At 32.6% G+C, this 9,067-nt stretch carries 9 protein-coding genes; 8 read left to right on the top strand and 1 reads right to left on the bottom strand.

Annotated elements, in window-relative coordinates; translation table 11 throughout:
• The coding region (locus tag AC1DRF_RS11405; protein ID WP_477740772.1) for a VanZ family protein at positions 1 to 318 on the top strand (318 nt) is incomplete at its 5' end.
• Positions 319 to 474: 156 nt separating this feature from the next.
• On the opposite strand, the gene AC1DRF_RS11400 is transcribed toward AC1DRF_RS11405, so the two are convergent.
• Positions 475 to 924, bottom strand: a complete 450-nt coding sequence (locus AC1DRF_RS11400; RefSeq protein ID WP_477740771.1) for a VanZ family protein — start codon at positions 922 to 924, stop codon at positions 475 to 477.
• A gap of 746 nt (positions 925 to 1,670) precedes the next feature.
• Between AC1DRF_RS11400 and galU the strand changes: the two genes are divergently transcribed.
• The 7 genes from galU to AC1DRF_RS11365 all read left to right on the top strand — a co-directional run.
• Complete coding sequence (gene galU / locus AC1DRF_RS11395) at positions 1,671 to 2,567, top strand: UTP--glucose-1-phosphate uridylyltransferase GalU (RefSeq protein WP_477740770.1); 897 nt, start codon at positions 1,671 to 1,673, stop codon at positions 2,565 to 2,567.
• Positions 2,568 to 2,594: 27 nt separating this feature from the next.
• Complete coding sequence (locus AC1DRF_RS11390) at positions 2,595 to 3,278, top strand: sugar transferase (protein WP_477740773.1); 684 nt, start codon at positions 2,595 to 2,597, stop codon at positions 3,276 to 3,278.
• Between the two features lie 24 nt (positions 3,279 to 3,302).
• Positions 3,303 to 4,244 carry a GDP-L-fucose synthase gene (fcl, locus tag AC1DRF_RS11385; RefSeq protein ID WP_477740769.1) on the top strand — a complete coding sequence of 314 codons (942 nt, stop codon included), beginning with the start codon at positions 3,303 to 3,305 and terminating at the stop codon, positions 4,242 to 4,244.
• Positions 4,245 to 4,303: 59 nt separating this feature from the next.
• Entirely contained in the window at positions 4,304 to 5,383 is a 1,080-nt protein-coding gene (gene gmd, locus AC1DRF_RS11380; RefSeq protein WP_477740768.1) for a GDP-mannose 4,6-dehydratase, read from the top strand.
• A gap of 170 nt (positions 5,384 to 5,553) precedes the next feature.
• On the top strand, positions 5,554 to 6,066 hold the full coding sequence (gene epsC / locus AC1DRF_RS11375) for a serine O-acetyltransferase EpsC (RefSeq protein ID WP_477740767.1): 513 nt from the start codon (positions 5,554 to 5,556) through the stop codon (positions 6,064 to 6,066).
• A 43-nt stretch (positions 6,067 to 6,109) separates the two neighbouring features.
• Positions 6,110 to 7,588: an oligosaccharide flippase family protein gene (locus AC1DRF_RS11370; protein WP_477740766.1), complete on the top strand. Its 1,479-nt coding sequence runs from the start codon at positions 6,110 to 6,112 to the stop codon at positions 7,586 to 7,588.
• 331 nt (positions 7,589 to 7,919) lie between these two features.
• On the top strand, positions 7,920 to 9,067 hold a 1,148-nt coding region (locus tag AC1DRF_RS11365; protein ID WP_477740765.1), incomplete at its 3' end, for an O-antigen ligase family protein.

The raw sequence follows: 9,067 nt of genomic DNA, 5'->3' as shown, positions 1-9,067 counted from the left end.
GGTGGTATCAATCTTGTGCCATTGGGCACAATTATGGACTTATTATTTCATCATTCATTTGGCGATTTTATTCTAAATAATATAGGAAACATTATTTTGTTTTTACCGTTTGGTTTTTTCTTAGCTATGAGATTTAGGAAAATAAATAATTTGCCAAAAAGTTTCCTCGTGGGAATGTTCTTTTCTGTACTCATTGAAATAGTTCAACTATTTATGCCAAATCGGTGGACAGATATTGATGATGTTCTCTTGAACACTTTAGGTACGGGTATAGGATACAGTCTATTTAAGACGCTAAACTACATAAAAGAAGGTTAATAACGACCTTTTTGTGGTTTGTAAAAGGGATAAAAGATTCAACCCCAAAATTGTAGTCTATCCACATGATTGTTTTTAAAAAAACTATATAGTTCTGGGGGAGGAAAATATAGGATTAAGAAAAAAACAATCAAAAATATAGATACAAAAAGATCTCTAAATTCTAGAGATCTTTTTGTATCTATAAAGTAAAAATAAAAACAGCGCACCGCCAAACGAATCAATAGCTACGTCGATAATTCGGCCGTCACGTCCAATAATAAAAGCTTGGTGCAGTTCGTCTAAAAAAGCAAAACAAGTGAGTAAAAACCACGCTTTTACATATCTCCAAGAATTTTTTTTAAAATTCCAGTAAATTAATAGGGCTAATAAGCCGAAAAAAGAAATATGAGCAATTTTACGTAAGATAAACTCTAGATTAAAGCCGTATGTATAAGACGTATAAAATTCACTGCCAGGATGTAACACGGACCAAAGAGTAGCTTTATGATTCCAGACTGAAGCATTGCTCCATGAGTTTGGGTCCGTCACTTGAAGATGAGGCGTATGGGAAAAATGGGAAATAGCAAGTATCATCGCAACAACACAAATTCTTTTTAATATCATACAAAAAATTCCTTTTATTTTAGATTTATCTTCATATCGTAAGAGAAAAAGAGTACAAATGCAAGAAATATCATTATGTCTCTTTATTTTTGCATCATACATTAAGATATTTTCATATAGAAATATCTATGATTTTCGCTACATATGACAGAAGTTCTAACAACTTACTAAATATAGAAAAAAGTAAGACTATCAACATTTAACGACATAAAAAGGTCTTTTGGAGAGAAAATATTATCTTTTCATTCAAAAACCTTGTTATATCGCAAATTTCGACAAAAAATCTTATCCCTCTTTTCCTTTTTTTGTGATAACATTAATTTTACGATTGTGTCATAAGTTATAGGTCTAATGGATGTCAGTAAAAACATATAGAAATAACTGAGAATAGATAAGATAAATGAACTATAAAATCCTCTTAGATAATGTGTCGAACCCTTAGAAAACTTGTTGAAATTAAAGACAAGTTTTTAATTTTTATCTAATAAAGGATGAATATTCAAAAATAGTTATATAAAGCGTAATATGTATGGTGATGTCTCCTCAGCCACTATCAAAGGAGGCACTCGGCTACACTGTGGGTAGAAAACTACCTTAGACACGTTTGTTGTCAGGAGTGTGGTGTGAGGTGGGGTTAAATGCCCCTATTGATTTATAAGCATTTACGAATGTGCTGCTGCTGCAGCTTGTTCGTAAGTGCTTACAAAAAGTATATATAAATAGGAAGAAACAAGGAGTGAATGACGATGAAAAAAATTAAAAAAGCTATTATTCCAGCTGCTGGACTCGGCACGCGGTTTTTGCCCGCAACGAAAGCAATGCCAAAAGAAATGCTCCCCATCGTTGATAAACCAACTATTCAATATATTGTCGAAGAAGCGGTTCAATCAGGTATTGAAGACATCATCATCGTAACTGGAAAAGGAAAACGCGCGATTGAAGATCATTTTGATTATGCTCCAGAACTTGAAAATAATTTAGTCGAAAAAGAAAAATTCGATATTTTAGAAAAAGTGCGTCAATCTTCAAACGTAGATATTCACTATATTCGTCAAAAAGAACCAAAAGGATTAGGTCATGCTGTATGGTGTGCTCGTAACTTTATCGGCGATGAGCCATTTGCCGTATTGTTAGGCGATGATATTGTCCAAGCGGAAACACCTTGTCTTCGTCAGTTGATGAATGAGTATGAACAAACGCTTTCGTCGGTAATAGGCGTGCAAACGGTTCCTGATAACCAAACGCACCGCTATGGAATCGTAGATCCTATTTCAAACGACGGCCGCCGTCATCAAGTGAATACATTTGTAGAAAAACCAGTCGCGGGTACAGCTCCTTCGAATCTAGCTATTATGGGACGATACGTGTTCACTCCTGAAATCTTTAAATTTTTAGAAGAACAAGAAGTGGGAGCAGGCGGTGAAATTCAATTAACGGATGCTATTCAAAAGCTAAATGAAATTCAGCGTGTATTTGCTTATGATTTTGAAGGCAAGCGCTATGATGTAGGGGAAAAGCTAGGATTTATTCAGACAACCATTGAATTTGCATTGCAGCATCCGGAGTTAAGAGACAACTTGTTGAAAATTATGAGCACTTTAGTTAATCAAGGGAAAGGGAATATAGTAGCACTTAATACATAAGAAATGGAGGAGCTATATTTGTCATTAATTGCTGAAAAAAAGACGAAAAATGTTATTTCAGTGTCCTCGAAAAAGAAGCCTGAACCTAAAGGCAGTCAGCAATACTTCTTTTTAAAGAGATGTGTTGATATAACTGGAGCTTTAATAGGGTTAGTAATAACTTCACCTATTTTCATTGTAATTAGTATGCTTTATTTAGTTGGTGAGAATAAAGGTCCGATATTTTTTTGCCAAACTCGAGTAGGACGAAACGGAAGGCTTTTTAAGATGTATAAATTCCGTTCAATGATTGTAAATGCAGAAGTAGTTCTAAAAAATGATAAGGTACTTTTTGAAAAGTATTTGAAAAACAATTACAAACTAGAACCTGAAGAAGATCCTCGTATTACCACACTTGGGGAATTTTTAAGAAAGACGAGTTTGGATGAACTACCTCAGTTAATAAATGTTTTAAAAGGGGATATGAGTCTCGTAGGCCCTAGACCAGTTATTCAAGAAGAACTTAAAGAATACGGAAATCGTTTAGAAGACTTTTTAGCAGTAAAGCCGGGGGTTACAGGATATTGGCAAATATGTGGTCGAAGTAATGTTGGATACCCTGAAAGGGCAGATTTGGAGTTTTATTACATTGACCATAAAGGAATAAAAATGGATGTTACTATTTTCATAAAGACTTTATTGTTAGTAATATCAAGAAAAGGTGCATATTAATAAAAAGAAAGCTGGTGTATTGAAATGAACAAAAATTCGAAAATTTACGTAGCTGGTCACAGAGGTCTCGTCGGTTCAGCTATCGTGCGAAAACTACAAGAAAAAGGCTATAGCAATCTAGTATATCGTACAAGTGCTGAGCTAGATTTACGAGATAAGCCGCAAGTAGACGCATTTTTTGCTGAAGAAAAGCCGGAATTTGTTTTCTTAGCAGCAGCTAAAGTAGGCGGTATTGTGGCAAACAATGAATATCCAGCAGAATTTATTCACGATAACTTATTGATTCAATCAAATATCATTGACGCAGCGTACCGAAATGATGTAGAAAAGCTATTATTCTTAGGAAGTACATGTATTTATCCAAAATTAGCGCCTCAGCCTCTAAAAGAAGAGTACTTACTAACAGGTGCGCTTGAACCAACAAATGAACCTTATGCGATTGCTAAAATTGCCGGTATTAAAATGTGTGAATCTTATAACCGTCAGTACGGAACAAAATACATCTCAGCAATGCCGACTAACCTTTACGGTCCAAATGACAACTTTGATCTTCATACATCACACGTTCTTCCTGCACTGCTTCGCAAGTTCCACGAAGCGAAAGAAAGCAATGCACCGTTTGTTGAAATGTGGGGAACAGGCACACCAAAACGTGAATTTCTATATTCAGATGACTTGGCAGATGCATGCTTGTTCTTAATGAATACATACGAAGGCAATGAAATCGTTAATATTGGTGTGGGAGAAGATATTATGATTAAAGAGCTTGGCGAAAAAGTAAAAGCAGTTGTTGGATATGAAGGAAATATTCAATTTGATACGTCAAAACCAGACGGAACGCCTCGTAAACTAGTAGACGTAACAAAACTGAACGGTCTTGGCTGGAAAGCAGAAACAGCTTTAGAAGACGGTCTTCAAAAAGCATATCAATGGTTCTTAGATAACGAACTAGCTGCAGCAAAATAATTAATTACTTTCAATTAAACTAAATACTAAAATAACAGTTGATATATATGGAGGATACGATGAAAACAGCATTAATTACAGGTGTAACAGGACAAGACGGATCATATTTAGCAGAATTTTTACTAGAAAAAGGCTATGAAGTTCACGGACTAATTCGCCGCAGCTCTTCTTATAACCAAGAGCGTTTAGAAGATCTTTTAACAGAAGAAGCAGCAAGCGCATTATTAAACAATTCAAACTTCCATCTTCACTACGGTGACGTAACAGATGGACTAAACGTTACGCGTATTATTGGTGACATTCAACCAGATGAAATTTACAATCTAGCAGCACAGTCACATGTACGCGTGTCTTTTGATATGCCTGGGTATACATTAGATGTTGATGCAAAAGGTACGTTAAACATTCTTGAAGCTGTACGTATTTTAGGGCTTACAGATAAAACGCGCGTTTACCAAGCGTCTACATCTGAACTCTACGGAAAAGTTCAAGAAGTACCGCAAAAAGAAACAACACCTTTCTACCCACGTTCTCCATACGGTGTAGCGAAAATTTACGGCTTCTGGATTACAAAAAACTACCGTGAATCTTATAATATGTTTGCAGTAAACGGTATTTTATTTAACCACGAATCAGAACGCCGCGGTGAAACGTTCGTAACGCGTAAAATCACGCTTGCTGCTTCACGTATCGCGCAAGGCAAGCAGCAAAAATTAACGCTAGGAAACTTAGATTCTCTACGCGACTGGGGTTATGCAAAAGATTATGTAGAATGCATGTGGTTAATTCTTCAACATGACAAGCCCGAAGATTTCGTTATCGCAACAGGTGAAATGCATTCAGTACGCGAATTTGTGCAGCTTGCATTTAAACATGCAGGTATTGAAATTGAGTGGAGCGGTGAAGGGTTAGAAGAAAAAGGAACAAACAAAGCGACAGGTGAAGTCATCGTAGAAATTGACCCTAAGTTCTTCCGTCCTGCAGAAGTGGAGCAATTGTTAGGTGATCCAACTAAAGCGAAGACATTATTAGGATGGAACCCTACCAAAACTTCTTTTGAAGAGTTAGTTCATGTTATGGTGAAGGAAGACATGAAAAAGGTTCAAAAAGAAGATAAAGTAAAAACAATGTTTGATTGATATTTCTATAGCATACTTTTAACAAATTCATAAAAAAATTATTTTAATAATAAAAAGAGCATCAAATTTTTTTAGATGCTCTTTTTTTACCGTGAAATTGATATTACCCTGTGCTTAATTTTTAATAGAAAATTAAAAGTGATGGAGTTCGTACTTAAGGGATGGTTAAAATGTTTATTAAAGATTTAGAAAGGCTCTATGGGAAAAGGCCTGGTAAATTGAAAATTCTTAAGTTATTAGTATCAAACACTAATATTCAATGTATAGCCTTACTTCGTCTACAAAATTGTCTTTTTAACAAAAAGGTCCCTTTTATTCCTACGTTAATTAAAAATTTGAACCTTTTTCTTACAGGAGCAGACATAGGTATAGGTGTAGAGATTGGAAAAGGCTTAATAATAAGACACTCTAATGGTATTGTAGTTGGTCGAGGAGCAGTTATTGGAGATAATTGTACTTTACTACAGCAAGTTACTATTGGCGAGAAATATGGGGATGGAAGCGATCCTACACATAGGTATCCAAGTATCGGTAACAATGTAACTTTAAGTGCCGGTGCTAAAATAATAGGTCCTATTATTTTAGGAGATAATGTTGTAATAGGGGCAAATGCAGTGGTTATTAAGGATGTACCCAATAATTCAGTAGCAGTAGGTATACCAGCGGTTTATAAAGAAAAATAAAATTATTTTTTAGATTTTAAATGAAAGTAAGGTTATTAACATAATGTACCATAAAGTTTACAGAAGACTATCTAAAATATCAAATAACCGAGATTGGAACAATGTATTTTTTAGTTTATTGTCATATCTGATTATGCCTATTGCTATGATAATTTCTACACCTCTCTTAATAAAAAACTTAGGGATAGGGGATTACGGACAATGGGTACTTGTTAATTCTATCATAGCAGTATTAAGTATAGCGAACTTTGGGCTAGGTAATGCCGTTATTAAGTTTGGGGCTCAATATATAGAGAAAAAACAAATTGATAAAATGTATAAAATGGTAAATAATATTTTTGCAATTTCTTTAATTATTGGGGCTCTTATTTTAGTTCTTGCTTTAATAGTGACTTTAAGTGTAAAGCTAAAAGAGTTTAATTATTATTACATTGTTATAGGCCTAATAGTAGGAGTTCGCATAGTAATGGGAGTACTAGCTGCCGTTATCATGTCATGTCAACGTTACGATATAAGTAATAAGATTAATATATTTATAAACTTACTTACTGTAATAAGTACTACCACATTAGCAATCGTAACTTCAAATTTAAATATCTTGCTATTATGTTTAGTTTTTACATCATTAATAGGTTGTTTATTATTTAATATAAAAATCAAAAAAATTTTACCAGGGATGAAGCTGAAATTTAACATTGAGCTAAATGTGCTTAAAGAAGTTCTTAGCTTTAGTCTGATGGCATGGGTTCAAGTTATTGTAAGTACACTTTATAATCAATCAGATAAGTTATTAATTAATATATTATTAGGATCGAGAGCACTAGGCGTATATTCGGCGTGTTTTCAATTAGCTGGTAAGTTGCATGAAATTCCAGTTGCCGTAAGCGGTTTTTTGTTCCCAAAATTCAGTGCGTTATTCGAGAAGCAAGACCGTATAGATTTAATAAATTTGTATGTGAAATCTATGATTATTTTACTCTTGTTTATAAGTTCTCTATTCTTTCCATTGTTTTTATTTGCAAAACAAATATTGACAATTTGGTTAGGAACTGAATTTTCAGAACAAAATATTAATATATTAAGGACATTAATGTTATCCATTCTTAGTGGTACATTTTTTATAATTCCTTTCTACTTATTGAATAGTATAGGTGCTGAGAAAATAAATACTATATTTAATGGTATCTTATCTGTAGTTAGTTTATTGAGTAGCATAATTTTAATTCATTACTTTGGATTAATGGGAGCTGTATACGGTAGGCTAATGGGACTTCCTTTAATTATTATCATGATTATCTATGTTGAAAATAAATATTTAAATATAAAAAAGTTTCATAAGTTATTTTTGTGTCTTTTATTAAATCAACTTTTTATTATGGTACCTATTGGTTATTGCATGACAATTGAACACTCCTTAAATTTGGCTAAATTATTTACGTATATGTTGATAATTGTACTAATTCACGGAGGATATAATATTGTATCTTATAAACTCTTTATGAAGAATATAACAAAGATATAATTAATAGTTTAAGCCTGCATCTCTGTTATGTTTAACATAAATATATTTCGAGGTACCTTTTGAGGGTTCTTGTATATAAGAAAAAATTATAAAAGGTTTTCTGTAATAGTTTATGATATTGAAAAAGAATTTATCTTTTAAATGAAGAGTTTAATCTAGTGTGTGATTTCTAATTTATAATTATAGTAACACTGAAATTATATTTAGAATAAAAGTTATTATATGTCAATTATCTTAGTTACTTTATTAACTGGTGAAAATATAGTAATTAATAAAGCTACTTTTTATTTAATAATATAGTTTTAGTTTTAGAGCTCAGGAGGAGRCTATTTTGATTACTTATGTTAAAATCTTGATTTTGTTAATTGCTGTATTTTTAGTTAAGCCTTCTGCTTTGGGGCAATCGTTAACGAGTATGGGGATAGGTTTGAGTGTGCTTTCATTAAGTCTTCATTTTATGGAATTTTCAAAACGTAAAATTAGACTTACAAAAAAAAATTTTATAGTATCTCTTTCTGTTTTATCTTTATGGACCTATCTTCTAGCACATGCAAKTATACTTGGTTCTAATCACTTAGACTTTGTTATTAAAGCATATCTAGCACATGTAGTTTTAGTTATTTGTGGAGCAATAGTGTTAAGTGATCAAAAAAGTAATTTTTTGTTTTTTAGATACTTTATTTTAAGTCTAGTTGGAAGTTCTTTGTCATATTGGATTACATACATTCTTTCTTTGATATTAGGTTTAGACAAATTATATTTATTTACTTTACCAATTGAAGGCTATGATGGTTCAGGTAGTATATATCTACCGTTCACAATTTTATATGGTTTATTTAGCGTGGGAGATATTCAGCTACCAAGGCTTTTAGGTCTCTTTCGAGAATCAGGTATCCTGCAAGCATTTCTAGTATGGGCATATTTTAATCTTAAAAATTACAACTTAGAATATAAGTGGATTAAATTGCTCATTATTCTAGGCATAATAGGTACATTTTCCACAAGTGGAATAGCTGTATTCTTAGGTACTATTGTCATTTACTTCATAGCAAATAAAAAACCGTTAAGAGGTACGCTAATTTCTTTAGCAATGTTATTAGCTTTATTTTTCACCCCCTATATTGGTTTGAAAAATAAAGCAGAAACTCATGGTGATTCAATAAATGATAGAATGTACGCTACAATTAGTGGCTTGGAAAAACTTAAAGAACATCCGATTGGAGAAGGGCTATATCAATTAAATTATAATGATTTGCCGAATTCAGGGATAAATTTATTGGCTATTTCTTACAAAATAGGAATACTTGGATTTATATTAGTTTTGATAATGTATTTTTTACCTTTATATAAATACGAATACAAAAAAAACTATATAGTGTCTATATTTCCACTGTTTGTAACAATGTTAACATCGCAACCTTTATTGGATGCACCGTTAGTATTAATGATATTTTTAGCTGTCTATGATTCGAAAAATAG

It is taken from the genome of Priestia sp. P5_B4, assembly GCF_056400385.1.
The sequence above is the reverse complement of the archived record's forward strand: the minus strand, read 5'-3'. Positions and strand labels throughout refer to the sequence as shown.

What these genes read in the sequence shown, in the direction of transcription:
- AC1DRF_RS11400 (WP_477740771.1), bottom strand. Translation starts at nt 924, where the DNA reads ATGATATTAAAAAGAATTTGTGTTGTTGCGATGATACTTGCTATTTCC.
- galU (WP_477740770.1), top strand. Translation starts at nt 1,671, where the DNA reads ATGAAAAAAATTAAAAAAGCTATTATTCCAGCTGCTGGACTCGGCACG.
- fcl (WP_477740769.1), top strand. Translation starts at nt 3,303, where the DNA reads ATGAACAAAAATTCGAAAATTTACGTAGCTGGTCACAGAGGTCTCGTC.
- gmd (WP_477740768.1), top strand. Translation starts at nt 4,304, where the DNA reads ATGAAAACAGCATTAATTACAGGTGTAACAGGACAAGACGGATCATAT.
- epsC (WP_477740767.1), top strand. Translation starts at nt 5,554, where the DNA reads ATGTTTATTAAAGATTTAGAAAGGCTCTATGGGAAAAGGCCTGGTAAA.
- AC1DRF_RS11370 (WP_477740766.1), top strand. Translation starts at nt 6,110, where the DNA reads ATGTACCATAAAGTTTACAGAAGACTATCTAAAATATCAAATAACCGA.